We start from the raw sequence: 22,106 nt of genomic DNA on the forward strand, positions 1-22,106 counted from the left end.
GCGAGAAGATGGGGGCATGGACGTCGCGACCGAGGGCGAGCTCATCGAGCTCGAGGCCTCGGGCGTGCGCGTCGTGGTGGTGATGCGCGGGCGCCGGGGCCCGGCGGCCGACACCGTGCTCTGCGGGCTGCTCGCGGATGCCACCGGCGTGCCCGCCGACGACGTCGAACTCGTGCACGCCTGCGCCGAATGCGGGGCGCGGCACGGCCGGCCGTCGGTCGCCTACCCGCTCACCCCGTCGGGTGCGACCTGGTACGCCGATGTCGCCGTGTTCGGCGACGCGGTCGTGGGCGCAGCGGCCACGAGGCATCCGGTCGGGGTCGGCATCGAGTCGGCCGCACTCGAGACGGGCGCCGTCATCGACGAGGCGGCGTTCCACGCGAGCGAGCGGGCCGCGCTCGACCGCTTCGACCCGGCGGCGCGGGCGATCGCCCGGGCCACCCTGTGGGCGCGCAAGTCCGCCCTGCTGCGCGCCGTCGGCCACACCGAGTTCATCGAGCCGTCGCGGCTCGCCCTCACGCTCCCGAGCGACGACGGCGGGGTCGGCCGCATCGAGGTGTGTCCGCCCGAGTTCGGTTCCGGATGGCGCGGCATCCGCTTCCACGACATCGACGTGCCCGGGAACCGGGCGGCGACGGTGGCCGTGCTCTCCTGACGTGCCCGCGCGTTCTCCCATACAGTGGGGACGTGCGCTCCGTCATCATCCTCGGCTCATCCGGTTCCATCGGCACTCAGGCCCTCGACGTCATCCGGGCGAACCCTCGCCGGTTCGACGTCGTCGGGCTCGCTGTGGGGTCCAATCGCGCGCTCCTCGAGGCGCAGGCCGCGGAGTTCGGGGTCGAGCACACGGCGGTCGGCATCGAGGAGGCCGAGCAGCTCGTGCGCGACGTCGACGCCGACGTCGTGCTGAACGGCATCACGGGTTCGGTCGGTCTCGGGCCGACGCTCGCGACGCTCGAACGCGGCACGACCCTCGCCCTCGCCAACAAGGAGTCGCTGATCGTCGGCGGCGACCTCGTGACCCGCCTCGCGAAGCCCGGTCAGATCGTCCCGGTCGACTCCGAGCACTCGGCGATCGCGCAGGCGCTGCGCTCGGGCACCGATGACGAGGTGCGCCGGCTCGTGCTGACCGCCTCGGGCGGCCCGTTCCGCGGGCGCCGGCGCGACGAGCTCACGGCGGTCACGCCGGCCGAGGCGCTCGCGCACCCCACCTGGGACATGGGCCTCGTCGTGACGACCAACTCGGCGACGCTCGTCAACAAGGGACTCGAGGTGATCGAGGCGCACCTGCTCTTCGACGTCGAGTACGACCGCATCGACGTCGTCGTGCATCCCCAGTCGATCGTGCACTCGATGGTCGAGTTCGTCGACGGCTCGACGATCGCGCAGGCCTCGCCGCCCGACATGCGCCTGCCGATCTCCCTGGGCCTCGACTGGCCGAACCGAGTCGCCGCGGTCGGCGCCCCGCTCGACTGGACGCGCGCGCAGGAATGGACGTTCGAGCCGCTCGACGGCGAGGCGTTCCCCGCGGTCGCGCTCGCCAAGCAGGTGGGTCGCGCCGGCGGCGAGTACCCCGCCGTCTTCAACGCGGCCAACGAGGAGGCGGTCACCGCGTTCCACGCCGGGCGCATCGGCTTCCTCGACATCGTCGACACCGTGCGCGACGTGGTCGAGCACCACGAGGCATCCGATGCCGCCCTCTCGGTCGCCTCGCTCGGAGAGGCTGAGCGCAGCGCTCGTCGAGCAGCCGAGACCCGCATCGCCCGCATCTCGGGCTGATCCCTCCGGGGTCCAGGCACCGCTCGCCGAGCTCACAGCCGACCGACAGCGCACTCGAAGCCGGCGGCACTACGCTTGCGTCCGTGGATTCCGTGCTCGCCTTCATCATCGGCGTCGTCATCATCGTGATCGGCCTGGCCGTGTCGATCGGCCTGCACGAGATCGGGCACCTGGTGCCGGCGAAGATCTTCGGCGTCAAGGTCACCCAGTACATGATCGGCTTCGGCCCGACCATCTGGTCGCGCAAGAGGGGCGAGACCGAGTACGGCGTCAAGGCCATCCCGCTCGGCGGCTACATCTCGATGATCGGCATGTTCCCCCCGGCCAAGGGCGAACGCGTGCACGCCGACAGCACCGGCTTCTTCCGCGGGCTCGTGCAGGACGCCCGCGATTCGAGCACCGAGTCGATCACGCCGGGCGACGAGCACCGCGCGTTCTACCTGCTGCCGGTGTGGAAGCGCATCATCGTCATGTTCGGCGGGCCGTTCATGAACCTCCTGCTCGCGATCCTGCTCTTCGGCATCCTGCTCATGGGATTCGGCGTCGCCCAGGCATCGACGACCGTCGGCTCGGTGTCGGCGTGCGCGCTGCCCGCCACGAGCGAACGGCAGACGTGCGAGCCCGGAGACGCGGCCGCGCCGGGCGCCGCAGCCGGCATCGAACCGGGCGACCGCATCGTCTCGGTCGACGGTGAGCCCGTCGAGTCGTGGAACGAGTCGACGGCGATCATCCGCGCCCACCCCGATGAGCCCGTCGCGTTCGTCGTCGAGCGCGACGGCGAGACCGTCGAACTCGAGGTCACCCCGATGCTCAGCGAGCGGTACGTGCTCGACGAGAAGGGCCAGGTCGTCACGGATGCCTCGGGCGCCGAGCTGACCGAGGCAGCCGGGTTCGTCGGCATCAGCCCGGCGACCGAGGTCGTGCAGCAGCCGGTCACCGCCGTGCTGCCCGCCGTGGGCGAGAACGTGGCCGGCGTCGCCGGCATCATCCTGAACCTGCCGCAGCGCATCATCGACGTCGCCAATGCCGCCTTCGGCCCCGAGGAGCGCGACCCCAACGGCCCGATGTCGGTCGTCGGCGTCGGCCGCCTCGCCGGCGAGATCGCGACGATCGACGAGATCCCCATCGCCTCCAAGGCCGCCACCATGATCGGCATCCTCGGGTCGCTGAACATCGCGCTCTTCGTCTTCAACCTCATCCCACTGCTGCCGCTCGACGGCGGGCACATCGCCGGTGCGCTCTGGGAGGGCATCCGTCGTGGATTCGCGAAGCTCTTCCGGCGCCCCGACCCGGGGCCCGTCGACCTCGCGAAGCTCATGCCGGTGACGCTCGCGGTCGTCGTCGTCTTCGGCGCGATGAGCGCGCTCCTGATCTACGCCGACATCGTCAAGCCGGTGCAGCTCTTCTGATCGCACCGATGATCGCCCGCTCCGCGGCACGAACCGGCTCGTACTCCGCAGGGAGTAGCGAGTGAGTCTTCGCGGGGCCGATTCGGGCGGCCGGCGCCGGCGATACGATCTGGGCATGCCCGTGCCCCAGTGGGACGGTCGCCCCGAACGCTTCCGGCCGCCGCCGGGCTTCGTGCTGTTCGCGCCGGTCGTCATAAGCCTCCTCGTGCAGGTGCCCGCCGCGATCGGCATCGCCGTGTGGACGCAGGTCGGGTGGGCCGCGGGTCTCGGCCAGGTCGCACTCGCGGCAGCCGGTCCGCTCGCGCTGATCGGGGCACGGCGATACCCGGGACCGACGGTCGCGGTGGTCTCCGCCGCCGCGCTCGCCGACCTCGTGCTGGCACCGGACCTCGGGCCGCCGTACATCGCCGTGGGGTTCGCGATCGTGCTGGCCGTCGCGCGCGGCGCCGTCGTCTGGGCGGTCGCCTCCGTCGTGGTGGCGTGGGTCGCGGCGATCGTGCTGGCCTCGGTCGTCGGCACCACGTGGCATCCGTTCCGCATCGCGTTCACGACGCTCGCGCTCGCCGTGTGCTTCGGCATCGGCTGGTTCGTGCGCGTGCGTCGTGCGCGGGCGTCGGCGTTCCGCGCCGAGGCGATGCGTCGCCGCCAGAGCGCCGAGGAGCGCGAGCGGGTGCGCATCGCCCGCGAACTGCACGACGTGATCGGGCACGCCCTGTCGCAGATCAACGTGCAGGCGAGCGTGGGCCTGCACCTCATGGACCGCGACCCCGAGCAGGCGCGCACGGCGCTCGGCAGCATCAAGGAGACCTCGAAGTCGGCGCTCGACGAGGTGCGCACGGTGCTCGGCGTCATCCGCGACGGCGATGCCCCGCTCGTGCCGCAGGCCGAGCTCGCCGAATTGCCGAGGCTCGTGCGCGGCGTCCGTTCGACCGAGCTCGACGCACGACTCGACGACCGGCTCTCGGAGCCGCCGAGGCGGGCCGTGCAGTTCGCCGCCTATCGCATCGCGCAGGAGGCGCTGACCAACGTCGTGCGGCATGCGGGCGCCACGCATGCGGTCGTCACGGTCGAACGCGCTGGCGACGAGTTCGTGCTCACGATCGACGACGACGGCGCCGGGCAGGTCGTCGTCGCGGGTGCCGGGGACGTCGACGCAGCCGATCACGGCGAGGGCAGCGGCATCCTGGGCATGCGCGAGCGCGCCGCGCTCCTCGGCGGCTCCGTCGAGCTCGGCGCATCGCCGCTCGGCGGCACGCGCGTCACCGCACGCCTCCCATGGGGAGGCGTGGCATGATCCGGGTCGCGCTCGCCGACGACCAGGTGCTCGTGCGCGCCGGCTTCCGCGCGCTGCTCGCGGCCGAAGACGACGTCGAGGTCGTCGGCGAGGCGTCGAGCGGCACCGAACTGCTCGAACTCGTGCGGCGGGAGCCGGTCGACGTCGTGCTCATGGACATCCGCATGCCCGACGGCGACGGACTCTGGGCGACCGAGCAGATCGCCGCCGACCCGAGGCTCGCGGGGGTGCACGTCGTCATCGTGACGACCTTCGAGCTCGACGAGTACGTCGCGAGGGCCGTGCGCGCGGGGGCGAGCGGATTCCTCGTGAAGGACACGGAACCCGTCGACCTGATCCGTGCCGTGCGGGTCGTCGCGAGCGGCGAGGCATTGCTCTCGCCCGGCGTGACGAAGCGACTCCTCGAGCGCATGTCGACGGGACTCAGGGATGCGCCCGACAAGGCACTGCTCGCCGCGCTCACCGATCGGGAGCGCGAGGTGCTGCGACTCGTGGGACTCGGCCTCACGAACGACGAGATCGCAGAACGGCTGGTGCTGAGCCCGTTGACCGCGAAGACGCACGTCTCGCGGATCATGTCGAAGCTCGCCGCCCGCGACCGCGTGCACCTCGTGGTGGTCGCCTACGAGTCGGGGCTCGTCGCTCCGGGCTGGCAGTAGCCGCGGCATCCCGGACTGCTCCCGGGGGAGCAGGCGAAGTGTCTCCGCCGGGCGGATTCGCGGAGACGGCCGGCTCGCGAGACTCGACATCGACGGCCTGAACCGCAGGCCGCAACGATCAAGGGACACCTCATGCTCGCCACCCTCGCCACCACCGCGGTGGTCACTCACGCCGGCCCATGGGCGGCCGGGTTCGGATGGGTCTTCTTCCTCATTCCGATCTTCTGGTTCCTCGTCATCGGACTGATCATCTTCCTGGTCACGCGGAACCGTCGTCGCTACTGGGCTCACGGCGGCCCCGACGGTTCGTACGGGCCGCCGTGGGTGCGCAACGGAAGCGCCGAGTCGACCCTCTCCGAGCGATTCGCCAAGGGCGACATCGACGAGACCGAGTATCGCGCACGCCTCGAGGTGCTGCGCGCGAACCGGCCGAACGCCTCCTGAGGCCGCTTCGAGGGGCGGATGCCGCGGCATCCGCCCCTCGAACGCGTCGCCGGCCTCGTGCGCGGTGCTACCGGTCGAGCGACCGGTGCAGCGCCTCAGCCTGGTGCCGATGCCCGACGGTCTCGTAGCCGACGATCACGACGAGCGGTGCGCACGCGGTGAGCACGATGCCGACCGCCATGCTCGCTCCGGCGACGACGGCCAGCACCGCGACGCAGAGCGCCGCCATGCTGAGCACGAAGAGCAGGATGTGGAAGCGGTCGAACTCCCGCAGCAGCAGCGAGTAGATCGTGAAGAGCGCGACGAGGAAGACGCCCACGGGCAGTGCGACCGTGAGCATGGCCGCAACCTCGCCGATGTGCGCGGTGCCGTCGATCTCGAACGCCGCCACATGCAGCCCGGCACCCGTCGCCGCGATCGATCCGAAGATCACGAGGTGGCCGTAGCCCCACGTGAAGGCGCGCCTCCTGAACCGATGCAGCACCTTCGCCGACGGCATCGTGAAGTACACCCACCACATGCCGAAGGCGAGCGCCGTGCCGCCGAAGGCGACGAGCGCCGCGTCGATGCTCCAGGCGTGCTGTCGCTCGACCACGGCCGAGATCGTGAGGATCGTGCCGAGCACCACCTCGCCGAGCGTGATGATGACGAGCAGGCCGTAGCGCTCGGCGATGTGGTGCGCGTGCCAGGGCGTGCCGCCGACGCGGCGCTCGATCACGTACGGGCCGAGCAGTTCGAGGGTGCCGAGCACGACGAAGATGCCGAGCATGACGGGCAGCGCCGGGTTGATGAAGATGGTGGTCACCCAGCCGACCTGGATGATGCCGACGACCGTCGCGTAGGCGAGCGCGCTGCGGCGGTGCGCCGGATCGTGGCGCGCGACCCGCAGCCACAGCGCCACGGTGGCGACCCGCATGACGACGTAGCCGGCGACCACCACGCCGTTGTCGAGGTGCTCGCCCTCGTCGATCGAGTGGAACATCGGCGGCAGGCCGAGCGCCAGCACGAGCACGCCCAGCATCTGCACCATGGTCGCGACGCGGAAGAAGACGTCGTCGTTGTCGTAGGCCGAGGCGAGCCACGAGTAGTTGATCCAGGCGAGGCAGATCGCGAAGACGGCGATCGTGAACCCGATGAACGCCGGCATGAAGTGCCCGAGCTCGAGCAGGTGCGCGGCCTGCGTGCCGGCCTGGCTGAACGCCACGACGAAGGTCAGGTCGAAGAGCAGCTCGAGCGGCGTCGCGGTGCGGTGCGGCTCATCGGGGTCGCGGCCGACCATGCGCCGCAGCCGGTGGTCGAGGGGCGGGTGAACGGATACCGCGGCACCCGGGTCACCCGCCGAGCCCGTGTCGCTCGTCTCGCGATCGGCCATGCTGCGCCCCTCCCGTCGGCGCGCGGGCGGCGCCGGTGGCTAATGCTGCCACAGGCGCCGCCCGGTGCGGCGGAGGCGGACGAGTCGGCGGGGCTCAGCGCGAGAGCAGCAGCGCCTCGCCCTGACCGCCGCCGCCGCAGAGTGCGACGGCCGCCCGACCCTCGCCGCGGCGGGAGAGCTCGAGCGCGGCGTGCAGCGCGAGCCGTGCCCCGGACGCGCCGATGGGGTGTCCGAGTGCGATCGCGCCGCCGTGCACGTTGACGATCTCGGCCCCGATGCCGAGCTCGCGGGCGGACTCGAGCGAGACCGCGGCGAACGCCTCGTTGATCTCGACGAGGTCGAGTTCGGCCGCGGTGCCGCCGGACTTCTCGAGGGCCGCGGCGATGGCGTTGGCGGGCTGCGCGTGCAGCGAGTTGTCGGGACCGGCGACCTGTCCGGCAGCGCCGACGAGTGCGAGCCAGGGGAGCCCGCGCGACTCGGCCCACTCACGGCTCGCCACGACGACGGCCGCTGCGCCGTCGGAGAGCGGCGAGGAGTTGCCCGCCGTGATCGAGCCCTCGGCGCTGAACGCCGGTCGCAGCCTCGCGAGCACCTCGACCGTGGAGTCGGGGCGCACGCCCTGGTCTTCGGCGACGACCACGGGGTCGCCCTTGCGCTGCGGGATCTCGACCGGCACGATCTCGTCGGCGAAGACGCCGTCGGCCTGCGCGGCGCCGGCGCGCACGTGGGAGGCCGCTGCGATCTCGTCCTGTGCCGCTCGCGTGATCTCGTATCGGCCGTTGAAGCGCTCGGTCGAGGCGCCCATCGATTCACGGTCGAAGGCGTCGGTGAGGCCGTCGTGGGCGGCGTGGTCGAGCATCTCCCACGATCCGTAGGCCTGGCCGCGACGCGAGCCGGGCAGCAGGTGCGGGGCGTTCGTCATCGACTCCTGGCCGCCGGCCACGACGACGGATGCCTCGCCGAGACGGATCAGCCGCGCGGCATCCGTGATCGCGACGAGGCCCGACAGGCAGACCTTGTTGACCGTGGTGGCGGGAACCCGCCACGGGATGCCGGCTGCGACGGCCGACTGCTTCGCGGGGTTCTGGCCGGCACCGGCCTGGAGCACCTGGCCCATGATCACGGCGTCGACGTCGGCGGGGGAGACCCCGGCGTTCTCGAGGGCGCCGCGGATCGCGACGGTGCCGAGCTCGACCGCCGTCCGGTCCGCGAGGTTGCCGTTGATGCGTGCGAACGGCGTGCGCGCGCCCGCGATGATGACGACGTCGGGTAGGGACATGTTCAGGACTCCTTCGTCAGTGCGCGGCTCTTGCGCGATGGAACCATTCTACGATTCAGTTAGTGAGTATTCACCGGAGATTCCACCCGTGAAGCAGCACGTCGACATGGAGGTCGCGAACATGACACTCGACAAGGTGGTCGGGTCCGCTCACGAGGCGGTCGCCGACATCCCGCCAGGAGCCAGTCTCGCCGTGGGCGGATTCGGGCTCTGCGGCATCCCGATGGTGCTGATCCAGGCCCTGCTCGACGCCGGGGTCGACAGGCTGTCCGTCGTCTCGAACAACTGCGGCGTCGACGACTGGGGGCTCGGCGTGCTGCTCGCGAAGCAGCGCATCGCCAAGATGACCTCGTCGTACGTCGGCGAGAACAAGGAGTTCGAACGGCAGTACCTCTCGGGCGAGCTCGAGCTCGAGCTCACGCCGCAGGGCACGCTCGCCGAGAAACTGCGGGCCGGGGGAAGCGGCATCGCCGCGTTCTTCACCCAGACCGGTGTCGGCACGCAGGTCGCCGAGGGCGGGCTGCCTCGGCGCTACAACACCGACGGCTCCATCGCCGTCGCGAGCCCCGCGAAGCCCGTGCAGACGTTCGACGTCGGCGGCGTGCCCCGCGAATTCGTGCTCGAAGAGGCCATCACGACCGACTTCTCGCTCGTGCACGCGCTGAAGGGCGACCGCTACGGCAACCTCGTCTTCGACAAGTCGGCGCGCAACTTCTCGCCGCTGGCGGCGATGGCCGGGCGCATCTGCATCGCGCAGGTCGAGGAGATTGTCGAGGCCGGCGAACTCGACCCCGACGCCGTGCACCTGCCCGGCATCTACGTCGACCGCATCGTGGTCGTCGGTTCCGACATCGAGAAGCGCATCGAACGCCGCACCGTGCGGGAGGGGAACTGAGATGGCACTGACCCGCTTCGAGATGGCCGCACGGGCCGCCCGCGAGCTCGCCGACGGTTCGTACGTCAACCTCGGCATCGGCCTGCCGACGCTCGTGCCGAACTACGTGCCCGACGGGATCACGATCCTGTTGCAGTCCGAGAACGGCATCCTCGGCGTCGGTCCGTACCCGACCGACGATGCGGTCGACCCCGACCTCATCAACGCGGGCAAGGAGACGGTGACCGTGCTGCCCGGCGCTGCGTACTTCGACTCGGCGGCGAGCTTCGGCATGATCCGCGGCGGCAAGATCGATGCCGCGATCCTTGGCGCGATGCAGGTCTCGGCCGCCGGCGACCTCGCCAACTGGATGATCCCGGGCAAGATGGTGAAGGGCCCGGGCGGTGCGATGGACCTCGTGCACGGCGCCCGCAAGGTGATCGTGCTCATGGAGCACGTCGCGAAGGACGGCTCCGCGAAGATCGTGAACGAGTGCTCGCTGCCGCTCACCGGGCGCGCGGTCGTGCACCGCATCATCACCGACCTCGCGGTCATCGACGTGACGCCCGAGGGTCTGCGGCTCGTCGAGTGCGCGCCCGGGGTGACGGTCGACGAGGTCGTCGCCGCCACCGAGCCGCCGCTCATCATCGACTGAACCCGCATCGGGGTGGGATCGAGCTCGAGAACCGCGGGCGTTCGCCGCACGTCGAGCATCCGGACATCGACCGCGCCGCGCGTCGCGCGCCGCCGGATCGGCGGTCGCCTGCCGCCGCATCAGGGCAGACGCTGACGCTCGTCGCGTGCAGCCTGCCCGATACTGGTCGGAGCGACGAAGCGGAGGATCATGGTTCATTTCACGACGGTACGCGGCGCCATCGCGCTCGCCGGGGCGTTCGCGCTCGCGGCCGCCTTGTTCGCGGGCTGCTCGGCTGCCCCCGTTCCACCCGCACCAACGGCGACCACGAACCCGCCGCTCACTCCGACTCCGACGCCTGCGGCCGATCCCCTCGACGGAGTGGTCGCGCTCGTCGCCACCGCCGAGACCCTCGACCTCCGCGATCGCGACGGCGCGCTGGTCGAGCAGTTCCACTACCTCGACCAGCCGGCGGGCGTCGTCGATGCGCTCTCGATCGTGTTCGGTGCGGCGCCCGTCGACGAGGAGCGTTCGGGGACCAACCACACGCCGCCGGCGACATCGCACGTCTGGGGCGACGTCGAGATCGAAGAGCGGCACTACGACGAAGCCCGTCGCGAGGCGGAGTCGATCGGAATGTCGTGGCCTCGGTTCTCCGTGTACTTCGACGCACCGACGTACGACGACGTCGAACTCACCACACCCTCGGGCTACCAGGCCGGTGACAACCTCGCCGATCTCGCTCCCGGCTTCGATGCCGATGACTGGACGTGCGTGGGACAGGGGGTCGACGTCGTCACCATCGACGAGTACGTGGAATGGCAAGGCGGGAATGTGGAGCGCGAATACGGCGTCGCGCTCGCGAACTGGGACTCGATGGGCGGGCCGCCCGACGGCGTCGAAGACGACGGCACCGTCAGCTGGATCGGCGCGCCCTACGTCGTCGCCGAGGGCTGCGCGTAGCGATCGGCGAGCCGGCGGATGCTACCTCAGAGCCGCCGACCCTCCGCGCAGAAGTAGACTCGTCACGTGCCTGCTGTGAATCTCGGAATGCCCAAAGTCCCTGAGGTACTGGCCCCGCGACGCAAGTCCCGCCAGATCAAGGTGGGCAAGGTGCTCGTCGGCGGCGACGCCCAGGTGAGCGTGCAGTCGATGACGACGACGCCCACGACGAACATCAACGCCACGCTGCAGCAGATCGCCGAGCTCACGGCATCGGGCTGCGACATCGTGCGTGTCGCCGTGCCGAGCCGCGACGACGCCGAGGCACTGCCGATCATCGCGAAGAAGAGCCAGATCCCGGTCATCGCCGACATCCACTTCCAGCCGAACTACGTGTTCCAGGCGATCGACGCCGGCTGCGCCGCCGTTCGCGTCAACCCCGGCAACATCCGCAAGTTCGACGACAAGGTCGGCGAGATCGCTGCCGCGGCGAAAGCGGCGGGCGTGAGCCTCCGCATCGGCGTGAACGCCGGGTCGCTCGACCCCCGACTGCTCCAGAAGTACGGCAAGGCGACGCCCGAGGCCCTCGTCGAGTCGGCGGTGTGGGAGGCGAGCCTCTTCGAGGAGCACGACTTCCACGACTTCAAGATCTCGGTCAAGCACAACGACCCCATCGTCATGGTCAAGGCCTATCGCCTGCTCGCCGAGCGCGGCGACTGGCCCCTGCACCTCGGCGTGACCGAGGCCGGCCCCGCCTTCCAGGGCACGATCAAGTCCGCCACGGCGTTCGGCATCCTGCTCAGCGAGGGCATCGGCGACACGATCCGCGTCTCGCTCTCGGCTCCGCCGGTCGAAGAGGTCAAGGTGGGCCTGCAGATCCTGCAGTCGCTGAACCTCCGCGAGCGCAAGCTCGAGATCGTCTCGTGCCCGTCGTGCGGTCGCGCGCAGGTCGACGTGTACAAGCTCGCGAACGACGTCACCGACGGACTCGAGGGCATGACCGTGCCGCTCCGCGTGGCCGTCATGGGCTGCGTCGTCAACGGTCCGGGCGAGGCCCGCGAGGCCGACCTCGGCGTGGCATCCGGCAACGGCAAGGGCCAGATCTTCGTGAAGGGCGAGGTCATCAAGACCGTGCCCGAGTCCGAGATCGTCGCCACCCTCATCGAGGAGGCCAACCGCATCGCCGACGAGATGGGCGCCGACGCGCCGGTCGGCACGCCCGAGGTCGTCACCCCGTAGTCGCGTGCGCCGCCCGAGCGTATCGTGGGCGGCAGCGGATGCCCCGGGCATCCGGTTCGCGAGAGGAGACCGTGATGAGCGGCGACGGCAGCGAGTTCGAGTACCCGGACACGGCGGGCTACCCCGACGGCATGGGCACCCTGCACGAGGGCACCGACGACGGCGCGGACGAGAGCCTCGACGATGCCGCGGATGAGGGCACCGACGATGCCGCGACGGCGACGGAGGGCGACCTCGAGGCGTTCGCGCTCGACGACGAGGAGGACGTCGAGGGCGTCTGACGAGCGCCGCGAGCGGCCCGACAGGTCAGGCGACTCCGGCCGCCCGGAACTCGATCGTGCCCGTGGCGATGTCGGCCGCGAGCAGCTCGACCTCGAGCGCGGTTCCCGCGCGAACCCCGGAGGGCGCCGGACACGTCGCGATGACCGCGGGGTCGGCGAGCTGGAGCATCGCTCGATCGCCGCGCACCTCGAGCACGGTCGCGGTGAACCGCTCGCCGACCCGCGTGCTCAGCAGCGCGGCCTCGACCCGTGCGATCGATTCGGCGTCGAGCCGGCTCGCCCGCTGCGACGAGGCGCCCATGAGCGACGGCAGCTCTCCGAGCGAGGAGCGCGCCCACTCGGGCACCTCGCGCCCGGCGCAGAGCGCCTCGCAGACGACGAGCCCCCATCGATCGACGAGACGGCGCAGCGGCGCGGTGACGTGCGCGTACGGCGCCGCGAGCGCGGACTGGATCGGATCTGCCGGCACGTCGCCGTCGACGGCGAGATAGCCGGCACCGCGGAAGAGCCCGGATGCCGCCTGCATCACCGCGAGCGCGGCGGGGTCGTCGCGGTCGAGGCCGCGGAGGTACTCGCCGTACGAGATCGACTCGGGCCACGGGCGGCCGAGTGCGCGCGTCTGCGCCCGGAAGGCCGTGATGCGCTCCTCGCTCGGCTTCGGCATGGTGCGGAGCACACCGATGCGCCCCGCGAGCATGAGCTGCGCGGCCGCCATGCCCGTCATGAGCGACAACTGCGCGTTCCACTCCTCGACCGGCAGCGGGTGCCGGCGTTCGAGCGAGTAGCCGCCGCCCTCGGTGCGCACGATCTCCTCGTCGGGGGAGTTGAGGCTCGCGCCGCCACGGGCGCGCTCGAGCTCGATGCGCAGCCGCCCGACCTCCCGCAGCAGCGCCAGCGAGGAGTCGCCGTCGCCGGCATCGATGCGGGCCTGCGCCTCTTCGTACGTGAGCTGCTCGCGCGAGCGCACCATCGCACGGGTGAGCCCGGTCGACGTCACCGTGCCGCGCTCGTCGAGCCCGAACGCCCAGACGAAGGCGCTCCGGTCGGCACCCGGCAGCAGCGAGGCGCGGTCCTCGCTGAGCACCACGGGATGCAGCGGCACCCGGCCGTCGGCGGCGTACAGGGTCTGGCCCCGACGCCGGGCCTCGAGGTCGACGGCGCCGTCCGGGACCACCCAGCCCGGGACATCCGCGATCGCGTAGTGCACCAGGAAGCCGGTGGCCCGGCGCTCGATGCAGAGCGCCTGGTCGAGATCGGTCGAACCGGGCGGATCGATCGTGACGAACGCGAGTTCGCGCAGGTCGGTTCCGGGAACCGCCGCACGCGCCGACTCGGCCTCGGCGAGCACCTCGGGCGCGAACGACTCGGGCACGTCGAGCTCGGCGCGGAGCCGAGCGAGGGCGACCGCCAGCTCGCTCTGCGCGACGGATTCCGTGACGTGCGTTCTGCGGCTCGGCATGCGCCTCAGCCTACGAGCAGCCGGGCGATCGGATGCCCCGGCCGGCCGTCACCAACCCGGCGGCTAGTCCCTCTTGAGCTCCTCGCGCAGGGATCGCACCTCGCGGATCAGTTCATCGATGTGCGCCTTGGTCGCGACCTGTTCGGCGTCGTTGGCTGCGCCGACCTTCTCCACGATCCACGATGCGAGAGTGGCGGTCACGACACCGATGAGCGCGATGCCCCCGATCATGACGCCGACAGCGACCAACTGCCCCGTCGGTGTGACAGGGAAGTAGTCGCCGTAGCCCACAGTCGTGATCGTGACGAACGCCCACCAGAGCCCCTGACCGAAGTCTTGGATCGATCCGTCGTTGCCGCGCTCCGCGTCGAGCACAGCAAGCGCGGCCACCCAGACGAGCAGTGCCGAAGCGCCGGCCACGTACATGATGACCCGCCCACGGAACGCGGCGCCGGCCGTGCGCTGTAGCACCGCGAGGATCGTCACGAGTCGAAGGAGTCGGAGGGGGCGGAGCATCGGAAGGATGACGATCGCAAGGTCGAGGAGGTGCGTGTAGAACCACTTGAACCGCTGCGGTGCGAGCGAGAGGTTCACTAGGTAGTCGACGAGGAAGAGCGCCCACGTCGTCCAGATGATCGTCTCGGCGACGACCGCAGGCGGTCCGCTGAGGTTGCCGATTACCTGCCACGAGTATGCGATCAGGAACGCGACTGCGGCGAGGGCGAGCGGCCATTCGAGGAGCTTCTGCCAGCGCTGCTGATCCATCGGGCCACTCTACGGCTCCACCGCGGGAGGGCGACCTCGTGATCCTTGCGAACCGATCTCGTGATGCACCCACCGCCGATAGAATTCGAGGATGACCATCAACAGCCGCCACCTCGAGAACGCTGCCAACGCCCGCGACGACGCCTACCACCTCATCGAGGAGTTCGAAGACGGCGATGTGCACCCCCGTGTGCTCGAGGTGCTCGAGAGCCTCGACACCGCGCTGTTCGACCTCATCAATTGGGCCGACCAGGTCACCCGCCACCTCGCCGAGAGCGGCGTCGAAGTGGTCGACGTCGACCTCACCTGAGTCTCCGCGGCACTCGCGGGGCGAGCGACATCCGAGTGCTCAGTAGAATCGTCGGGTGCCCACACGCCTGACGAACTACTTCCTCCGTACGCTCCGCGAAGACCCCGCCGACGCCGAGGTCACGAGCCATCGCCTGCTCGTGCGCGCCGGCTACATCCGGCGCCAGGCGCCAGGCGTCTTCGCATGGCTGCCGCTGGGCCTGCGCGTGAAGGCGAAGATCGAGGCGATCATCCGCGAGGAGATGACGGCGGCCGGCGCGCACGAGGTGCACTTCCCGGCGCTGCTGCCGCGCGAGCCCTACGAGGTGACCGGTCGCTGGACCGAGTACGGTGACGCCCTCTTCCGCCTGCAGGACCGCAAGGGCGCCGACTACCTCCTCGCGCCGACGCACGAAGAGGCCTTCACGCTGCTCGTGAAGGACCTGTACAACTCGTACAAGGACCTGCCGCTGGCGATCTACCAGATCCAGGACAAGTACCGCGACGAGGCCCGGCCTCGCGCCGGTCTCCTGCGCGGCCGCGAGTTCACGATGAAGGACGCGTACTCGTTCGACGTGTCCGACGAGGGCCTCGACGCGAGCTACCAGGCGCAGCGCGACGCCTACGAGCGCATCTTCACGCGCCTCGGCCTCGAGTACGTCATCGTCAAGGCGGATGCCGGCGCGATGGGCGGCTCGAAGAGCGAGGAGTTCCTGCACCCGACCCCCGTCGGCGAAGACACCTTCGTGCGCTCGGGCGGCGGTTACGCCGCCAACGTCGAGGCGTTCGAGACCGTCGTGCCCGAGCCGATCCCGTTCGACGGACTGCCGGCGCCGATCGTGCTCGACTCACCGAACACGCCGACGATCTCGACGCTCGTCGACCTCGCGAACGCCGAGTACCCGCGTCCCGACGGGCGCGCATGGACCGCGGCCGACACCCTGAAGAACGTCGTGCTCGCCGTCGTCGCGCCCGACGGCACGCGCGAGCTCGTCGTGATCGGCCTGCCCGGCGACCGCGACGTCGAGATGAAGCGCGTCGAGGTCGCGTTCGCCCCGGGCGAGGTCGAGCCCGCGACCGAGGCCGACTTCGCGAAGCATCCCGGCCTCGTGAAGGGCTACATCGGCCCCTGGTCGGAGACCGGCGCCGTGCTCGGCGAGGAGTCCGCGACCGGCATCCGCTATCTCGTGGACCCCCGCGTCGTCGACGGCACCGAGTGGATCACCGGCGCGAACGTCGACCAGAAGCACGTCTTCGGACTCGTCGCCGGCCGCGACTTCGTCGCCGACGGCACCGTCGAGGCGTCGAACGTGCTGCCCGGCGACCCCGCGCCCGACGGCTCGGGCCCGGTCGAACTCGCCCGCGGCATGGAGATCGGCCACGTCTTCCAGCTCGGCCGCAAGTACGCAGAGGCACTGGGGCTCAAGGTGCTCGACGAGAACGGCAAGCTCGCCACCGTCACCATGGGCTCGTACGGCATCGGCGTCACCCGCATCCTCGCGATCATCGCCGAAGACAACAACGACGACAAGGGCCTCGTCTGGCCGCCGGCCGTCGCGCCCTTCGACGTGCACGTGGTCGCGACTGGTCGCGACGAGGCGGTGTTCGACGCGGCCGAGACGATCGTGGCCGAGCTCGAGGCATCCGGTCTCGACGTGCTCTTCGACGACCGCCCGAAGGTCTCGCCCGGCGTGAAGTTCGGCGATGCCGAGCTCATCGGCGTGCCGAAGATCGTGATCGTCGGTCGCGGCGTCGCCGACGGCGTCGTCGAGGTCTGGGATCGGGCGACGGGCGAGCGCACGCAGGTCGCGATCGGCGAGGTCCCGGCAGCACTCGCCTGACGGCGGCAGGTCTCCTGAACCGCTCGCTCCCACCCGGTGGGAGCGAGCGGTTCAGTGCTGTTCGCGCGACTCGTGCAGGTGGTCGCGGTGCTTCTCGGCTTCGTGCCGCAGGGTCGCGAGGTCGAGTGGACCGGTGACCGACAGCTCGTCCTCCCAGCACTCGATGCCGCCGACATCGGGCAGCAGCGCGCGGGTGAAGACCGGGTTGCGGCCCGACCGGCGCTGCCGGGTGTAGTCGCGCAGCAGCCGGAACGCCACGCCCGACAGCAGCGCGATCGCCACGAGGTTGATGAGCGCCATGATGCCCATGATGCCGTCGGCCGTGTTCCAGATCAGGTCGGAGGATGCCACCGAGCCGACGAAGATCGCGACGACCACGAGTACGCGGTACACCGACAGCACCGAGCGTCGGCGGGTGATGAACTCGATGTTGGACTCGCCGTAGTAGTAATTGCCGAGGATCGAGCTGAACGCGAGCAGGAAGATGATGATGCTCAGCACGATGCTCGACCATGCGCCCAAGTTCGACACGATCGCGTTCTGCGTGAGCCCGATGCCGCGGGTGGCGTTCTCGAGGTCGGGGTTCGAGACCAGGATGATGAACGCCGTGATGGAGCAGATGAGGAAGGTGTCGAAGTAGACGCCGAGCGTCTGCACGAGGCCCTGCTTGACCGGGTGCGTCACCGCGGCGCTCGCGCCCGCGTTCGGGGCGGAGCCGAGCCCCGCCTCGTTCGAGAACATGCCGCGCTTGACGCCGGTCAGCACGATCATGCCGAGTGTGGCGCCGACGACCTCGTTGAAGCCGAACGCCTCGGTGAAGATCGAGGCGAACACCTCGGGGAGCCTCGTGATGTTCATCGCGACGATGACGAGGCCGAGCAGCAGGTAGAGCAGGGCCATGAGGGGCACGACCGCCTGGGTCACCGAGGCGATGCGGCGCACGCCACCGAACACCACGAGCCCGGTGAGCGCGGCGAGCACGAGGCCGACGGCCCACGCCACCCAGCCGGGGGCGCCGTCGGGACTGATCGTCGACGTGACCGTCGCGCTGATGGTGTTGGCCTGGAGCGAGGAGAAGGCGAACGGGAAGCAGACGATGAGCACGATCGCGAAGAGGATGCCCATCCAGCGGGCGCGCAGCCCGCGCTCCATGTAGTAGGCCGGGCCGCCTCGGAAACCGTCCCGGTCTCGCACCTTGAACAGCTGGCCGAGCGTCGACTCGACGAAGCTCGACGCGCCGCCGACGAAGGCCATCAGCCACATCCAGAAGATCGCGCCCGGCCCGCCGATGGCGATCGCGGTGCCGACACCGGCGATGTTGCCGACGCCGACGCGGGATGCGGCCGAGATGGTGAACGCCTGGAACGCGGACACCGACTGCGGCACGCCGGCAGCGTCGCGCGGCGTCTTGTCGGTCAAGGTGCGGAACATCTCGGGGATCAGCCGGAACTGCACCACCCCGGAGCGGGCGGTGAAGTACACGCCGAGGATCACCACCACCGGCAGCACGATCCAGGTCCACAGCACATCGCCGCCGGCGAGCACCCATTCGTTCACGGTGTCCATGCGCTCCAGTATTGCGAGGCCGTCTCAGGCACTGGGCGACGGCGCGCCGGGGCGGGTGCGCCGACCGGAGGGGCAACCGGAGCGCGGTGACGCGAGCGAGGTGCGGTGGAGTCGCGTCCTGAGGCGGCGAGTTCATCGCGGGTTCACCGCGCGTTCAACCGTCGTCCCACGCGGATTCGGTTTCCGCGAGCACTCTGCGGAGTGGAATCCCGACCACGAACGTGAGGACCGATCCGTGACGATCACCGACATCCAGCTGCTTCCGATGGCCGATCACGTGCGAGGCAAGCGTTCGCCGGTGACGTGCCACTTCAAGTGCGGCAACGCGTGTCTCGGCCCCGAGTGCAACACGTCATCGAACCCCGCCTTCCGCGAGATCGCGTCCGCCGCGCTGTCGCGTCGCGCGCTGCTCGGACTCGGTGCCGCGGGCGCCGTGGGCATCGCGCTCGCTGCCGCGACCCCGGCCGGAACCGCTGTCGCTGCGCCCGGCGGCGGAGCCTCGGGCGGCGGGGCGCGCCTGCCCTTCGACGCCATCTCGCCGGTGCCGAAGATCGTCGACGACTTCACCGTGCCGGCGGGCTACACGTGGGCGCCGATCATCCGCTGGGGCGACCCGCTGTTCTCGGGCGTGCCGGCGCTCGACTTCGACAACCAGACGCCAGAGGCGCAGGCCGGCCAGTTCGGCTACAACTGCGACTACCTCGATGTCATCGCCGACCGGAGCGGCCGCACCGGCGTGCTCGTGAACAACCACGAGTACGTCAACCCGGGCATCATGTTCCCCGCGACGAGCGATGCCGCAGAGCTCGACCGCCGCGCAGCGATCTTCAAGGCCGCGCACGGCTTCTCGGTCGTCGAGTTGCGGCGCAGCAAGCTCGGCCGCCCCTGGCGCTACCTCGTCGACGGCCGCCGCAACCGCCGCATCACCGCAGACACCGTCTTCGAGCTCACCGGCCCCGCGGCCGGCACCGACCTCGTGAAGACCGCCGAGGATGTCGAGGGCCGCTGGGTGAAGGGCACGCTCGGCAACTGCGCCGGCGGCACCACGCCGTGGGGCACCGTGCTCTCGGGCGAGGAGAACTTCGACGGCTACTTCGCCTGGGCCGCCGACACCGCCGGGCAGAAGCGCTACCGGGCCACGCCGAGCGCGAAGTCGACCTATACGTTCGAGCGCATCGATCCGCGCTTCGACGCGCACGACGCCGGCTACGTGAACGAGCCCAACCGCTTCGGCTGGATCGTCGAGATCGACCCTGAGGATCCCTCCTCGACGCCGCGCAAGCACACGGCGATGGGCCGCTTCAAGCACGAGGGCGCCAACGTCATCATCGCCGAGGACGGCCGCGCGGTCGCCTACATGGGCGACGACCAGACGAACGACTACCTCTACAAGTTCGTCTCCAAGGGCACGTACGACCCGAAGAACACTCCCGTCGCCCGCCGCAAGAACCTCGGGCTGCTCAGCGAGGGCGACCTGTACGTCGCGAAGTTCACCGGCAACTCGCCGGTCGCCGAGATCACCGGCACCGGAGCGCTCCCCGCCGACGGCCTCTTCGACGGCACCGGCCAGTGGATCCCGCTCACGCAGAACGGCGAGAGCGTCATCCCCGGCATGACGACCCAGGAGGTGCTCGTCTTCACGCGCCTCGCGGCCGACACCGTCGGCGCGACGAAGATGGACCGCCCGGAGGACGTGCAGCCCAACCCGAGGACCGGCAAGGTGTACGTGGCCCTCACGAACAACTCGTCGCGGAGCCTCGCGACGATCGACGAGGCGAACCCGGTGACGGGCAACCGAAACGGGCACATCATCGAGCTGACGGAGACCGCCGGCCAGTCGGGCACCGCGTTCGGCTGGAGCATCCTGCTGCTCTGCGGCGACCCGGCGGTCGACCGGAACACCTACTTCGCCGGGTTCCCGAAGGAGCTCGTCTCGCCGATCTCCTGCCCCGACAACGTCGCGTTCGATTCCGAGGGCAACCTCTGGATCTCGACCGACGGCGCGCCCAGCAAGATCGGGTTCAACGACGGACTGTTCAAGGTGCCGCTCGAGGGGCCCGATCGCGGTCGCGTGCAGCAGTTCCTCTCCGTTCCGCGCGATGCGGAGACCTGCGGCCCGGTCATCCACGACCAGGAGGGCATGGTCTTCGTCGCCGTGCAGCACCCGGGCGAGGAGGGCACGGTCGACGCACCGACCTCCTACTTCCCCGACTACGTGCCGTCGCACCGCCCCGACAGCGGGCTCGTCGCCGCGCCCCGGCCCTCGGTCGTGCAGGTCTGGCGCGCGTAGGGGGCGCGCACCAGTTGACGGGGGTGACGGATGCCGCGGCATCCGTCACCCCCGAACCCGTCCTACGCCGCGACCGCCTTCGCGGCCCGTTCGCCCGAGACGACGGCGCCGTTGAGGAAGCCGAAGTACTCGACGCTCGTGTGCTCTCCGGCGAAGTGCACGTTGCCCTCGGGCGTCGACCCGGCGCCGAACAGCGTGGTGTACTGGCCGGGCCGAAGCACCGTGTAGGAGCCCTTCGACCAGGGGTTCGCCCACCAGAAGTCGCGGTAGGACTTGCCGGTGTACGCGGCGGTCATGCCGGGGAAGATCGGCTCGGCCTGTGCCAGCAGGCCGTTGACCTGCGATGCGCTCGCCGGGCCGAAGGCGTTGCCCGTCCACGCCTTGACCTGGTCGCCCGACGGGAAGAAGTTGAAGACGCCGGTCGGCAGGGGGTGGTCGGCCGTGTCGTCCCACCCGCACTGGAACCCGCTCTTGTTCGTGTAGGCGGCGCCGCCGTACCCCTGCTCGACCCACGGCCGGTGGCTCACCTGCACGTGCACCTTGGCGTTCGCCCCGAGTCCGACCTCGTTGATCGCACGCCGCTTCAGCGCCGAGAATCCGGACTGACTGAGGTCGCAGTCGCGCAGCGTCGTGAACGGCAGGGCGAGGATGGCGCGGTCGGCGGTCTGGTCGACGGTGGTGTTGCCGACCTGGAAGCTGAGGCGCACGGTACCGTCGGCGTTGCGCTTGACCGCCGTGAGCTTGTAGCCGTAGCGCACGGTGTTCGCGGGCAGTTCCTCGAGCATGCGGGAGACGATGAGGTCGTTGCCGCCGTTCACCGAGTACTTCTCGTCGGCGCCGTTGACGGGCGAGAGGCTGTTCTGCGCGTTCCACCCGAGCAGGTAGATGAGACTGAGCGCCGACTGCTCGTGCGGCTCGAGGCCGTACTCGCTCATGACGTTCGACTGCATGAGCTTCGCGAACCTGCTCGAGAGGCCGCCGGGCACGTTCGCGGCGAGCCACTGGTCGACGTTCAACTGGTCGAGGGCGACGCCGGCCGCGGTGTGATCGTCGTACGTCTGGCAGTACGGTGCGCTCGCGAGCGCCGACTTGAACGCCTGGTAGACGACGCCCCAGTCGGCGTTCGCGTCGTCGTAGGGGTAGTCGGCGCCGTCGATCCAGTACTTGTCGTCCCAGCCCTGGTAGCTGCCACCTGCGACGACGTCGAGGCTCAGGCCCAGGTTCGCCGCGAGGTTCCGGGTGGCGTTGTGGTCGGTGTTGATGAGGGCGCCGCCGTGCTCCACGACGATGCCGTCGTCGAAGTGGCCGCGCAGGCTGTAGCACCGGCCGCCGGCTCGCGCACTGCCCTCGTAGATGGTCGCGGCGATGCCCTTCACGCGCCAGAGCCAGTGGGCGGCGCGCACGCCGGCGAGACCGGCGCCGACGATCACGACCTTCGGTGCAGGGCCGGGCTTGGCCACTGCCGCGTGGGCGGGCGTCGCCATGGCGAGCGCCGCGCCGGCGCCGATCGCGCCTCCGGCGATGAGCGCGTCGCGCCGGCTGACGCCGTGCTGCCGCTCGGGCTCGCGCCCGAGCACGTCGTCGACGGGGACGCCGGTGCGATCTGCCTCGGCATGGGCGCGGATGATCCGGCCGAGCCGCGCACTGAGCGGGGTGGTGCCGCGGGAACCTGTCATGATGAGAGCCTCGCA

General features: G+C 70.4%; 20 protein-coding genes. 14 read left to right on the forward strand and 6 right to left on the reverse strand.

Annotated elements, in window-relative coordinates; all coding sequences use genetic code 11:
• Nucleotides 1–16: 16 nt before the first annotated feature.
• From BJY17_RS00765 to BJY17_RS00790, 6 genes are all read left to right on the forward strand, one after another.
• Complete coding sequence (locus BJY17_RS00765; protein ID WP_179549688.1) at nt 17–655, forward strand: 4'-phosphopantetheinyl transferase superfamily protein; 639 nt, start codon at nt 17–19, stop codon at nt 653–655.
• A gap of 32 nt (nt 656–687) precedes the next feature.
• A complete protein-coding gene (dxr, locus tag BJY17_RS00770; RefSeq protein ID WP_179549689.1) occupies nt 688–1,779 on the forward strand; it encodes a 1-deoxy-D-xylulose-5-phosphate reductoisomerase in 1,092 nt (363 codons plus the stop codon).
• A gap of 83 nt (nt 1,780–1,862) precedes the next feature.
• Entirely contained in the window at nt 1,863–3,188 is a 1,326-nt protein-coding gene (locus tag BJY17_RS00775; RefSeq protein ID WP_179549690.1) for a M50 family metallopeptidase, read from the forward strand.
• Nucleotides 3,189–3,303: 115 nt separating this feature from the next.
• Nucleotides 3,304–4,482, forward strand: a complete 1,179-nt coding sequence (locus tag BJY17_RS00780; protein ID WP_179549691.1) for a sensor histidine kinase — start codon at nt 3,304–3,306, stop codon at nt 4,480–4,482.
• The gene (locus BJY17_RS00785; protein ID WP_179549692.1) at nt 4,479–5,141 is read left to right on the forward strand and encodes a response regulator transcription factor; all 663 of its coding nucleotides are present in this window, start codon (nt 4,479–4,481) and stop codon (nt 5,139–5,141) included. The genes BJY17_RS00780 and BJY17_RS00785 overlap by 4 nt, the downstream gene beginning before the upstream one ends.
• Nucleotides 5,142–5,273: 132 nt before the next feature.
• Nucleotides 5,274–5,585: an SHOCT domain-containing protein gene (locus BJY17_RS00790; protein ID WP_179549693.1), complete on the forward strand. Its 312-nt coding sequence runs from the start codon at nt 5,274–5,276 to the stop codon at nt 5,583–5,585.
• A gap of 67 nt (nt 5,586–5,652) precedes the next feature.
• On the opposite strand, the gene BJY17_RS00795 is transcribed toward BJY17_RS00790, so the two are convergent.
• On the reverse strand, nt 5,653–6,957 hold the full coding sequence (locus BJY17_RS00795; RefSeq protein WP_218889828.1) for a low temperature requirement protein A: 1,305 nt from the start codon (nt 6,955–6,957) through the stop codon (nt 5,653–5,655).
• 94 nt (nt 6,958–7,051) lie between these two features.
• Nucleotides 7,052–8,236, reverse strand: coding sequence for an acetyl-CoA C-acetyltransferase (locus BJY17_RS00800; protein WP_179549694.1), 1,185 nt, complete (start codon nt 8,234–8,236; stop codon nt 7,052–7,054).
• A gap of 121 nt (nt 8,237–8,357) precedes the next feature.
• On the opposite strand from BJY17_RS00800, the gene BJY17_RS00805 reads away from it, so the two are divergent.
• The 5 genes from BJY17_RS00805 (at nt 8,358) to BJY17_RS00825 (ending at nt 12,206) form a co-directional block, all read left to right on the forward strand.
• Nucleotides 8,358–9,131 (forward strand): CoA transferase subunit A, encoded by a 774-nt coding sequence (locus tag BJY17_RS00805; RefSeq protein WP_179552647.1) that lies wholly within the window; start codon nt 8,358–8,360, stop codon nt 9,129–9,131.
• A gap of 1 nt (nt 9,132) precedes the next feature.
• Nucleotides 9,133–9,765: a CoA transferase subunit B gene (locus tag BJY17_RS00810; protein WP_179549695.1), complete on the forward strand. Its 633-nt coding sequence runs from the start codon at nt 9,133–9,135 to the stop codon at nt 9,763–9,765.
• Between the two features lie 189 nt (nt 9,766–9,954).
• A complete protein-coding gene (locus BJY17_RS00815; protein ID WP_179549696.1) occupies nt 9,955–10,707 on the forward strand; it encodes a hypothetical protein in 753 nt (250 codons plus the stop codon).
• Nucleotides 10,708–10,794: 87 nt separating this feature from the next.
• Nucleotides 10,795–11,925, forward strand: coding sequence for a flavodoxin-dependent (E)-4-hydroxy-3-methylbut-2-enyl-diphosphate synthase (gene ispG / locus BJY17_RS00820; RefSeq protein WP_179549697.1), 1,131 nt, complete (start codon nt 10,795–10,797; stop codon nt 11,923–11,925).
• 74 nt (nt 11,926–11,999) lie between these two features.
• Nucleotides 12,000–12,206 carry a hypothetical protein gene (locus BJY17_RS00825; protein WP_179549698.1) on the forward strand — a complete coding sequence of 69 codons (207 nt, stop codon included), beginning with the start codon at nt 12,000–12,002 and terminating at the stop codon, nt 12,204–12,206.
• 25 nt (nt 12,207–12,231) lie between these two features.
• Here the strand turns inward: BJY17_RS00825 and BJY17_RS00830 are convergent, their stop codons facing one another.
• Nucleotides 12,232–13,665, reverse strand: coding sequence for an RNB domain-containing ribonuclease (locus BJY17_RS00830; RefSeq protein ID WP_179549699.1), 1,434 nt, complete (start codon nt 13,663–13,665; stop codon nt 12,232–12,234).
• Nucleotides 13,666–13,728: 63 nt separating this feature from the next.
• On the reverse strand, nt 13,729–14,430 hold the full coding sequence (locus tag BJY17_RS00835; protein ID WP_179549700.1) for a potassium channel family protein: 702 nt from the start codon (nt 14,428–14,430) through the stop codon (nt 13,729–13,731).
• Nucleotides 14,431–14,521: 91 nt separating this feature from the next.
• Here BJY17_RS00835 and BJY17_RS00840 point away from each other — a divergent pair, with 91 nt between their 5' ends.
• Nucleotides 14,522–14,740 (forward strand): hypothetical protein, encoded by a 219-nt coding sequence (locus BJY17_RS00840; RefSeq protein ID WP_056013941.1) that lies wholly within the window; start codon nt 14,522–14,524, stop codon nt 14,738–14,740.
• 55 nt (nt 14,741–14,795) lie between these two features.
• Nucleotides 14,796–16,559, forward strand: a complete 1,764-nt coding sequence (locus BJY17_RS00845) for a proline--tRNA ligase (RefSeq protein ID WP_179549701.1) — start codon at nt 14,796–14,798, stop codon at nt 16,557–16,559.
• A 51-nt stretch (nt 16,560–16,610) separates the two neighbouring features.
• Here the strand turns inward: BJY17_RS00845 and BJY17_RS00850 are convergent, their stop codons facing one another.
• The gene (locus BJY17_RS00850; RefSeq protein WP_179549702.1) at nt 16,611–18,125 is read right to left on the reverse strand and encodes an alanine/glycine:cation symporter family protein; all 1,515 of its coding nucleotides are present in this window, start codon (nt 18,123–18,125) and stop codon (nt 16,611–16,613) included.
• 265 nt (nt 18,126–18,390) lie between these two features.
• Between BJY17_RS00850 and BJY17_RS00855 the strand changes: the two genes are divergently transcribed.
• Nucleotides 18,391–20,415 carry a PhoX family protein gene (locus BJY17_RS00855; protein ID WP_179552648.1) on the forward strand — a complete coding sequence of 675 codons (2,025 nt, stop codon included), beginning with the start codon at nt 18,391–18,393 and terminating at the stop codon, nt 20,413–20,415.
• A gap of 62 nt (nt 20,416–20,477) precedes the next feature.
• Here the strand turns inward: BJY17_RS00855 and BJY17_RS00860 are convergent, their stop codons facing one another.
• Nucleotides 20,478–22,091, reverse strand: coding sequence for a flavin monoamine oxidase family protein (locus BJY17_RS00860; protein ID WP_179549703.1), 1,614 nt, complete (start codon nt 22,089–22,091; stop codon nt 20,478–20,480).
• Between the last annotated feature and the right edge of the window lie 15 nt (nt 22,092–22,106).

The organism is Agromyces hippuratus, assembly GCF_013410355.1.
In the GTDB taxonomy this organism is placed as follows: Bacteria; Actinomycetota; Actinomycetes; order Actinomycetales; family Microbacteriaceae; genus Agromyces; species Agromyces hippuratus.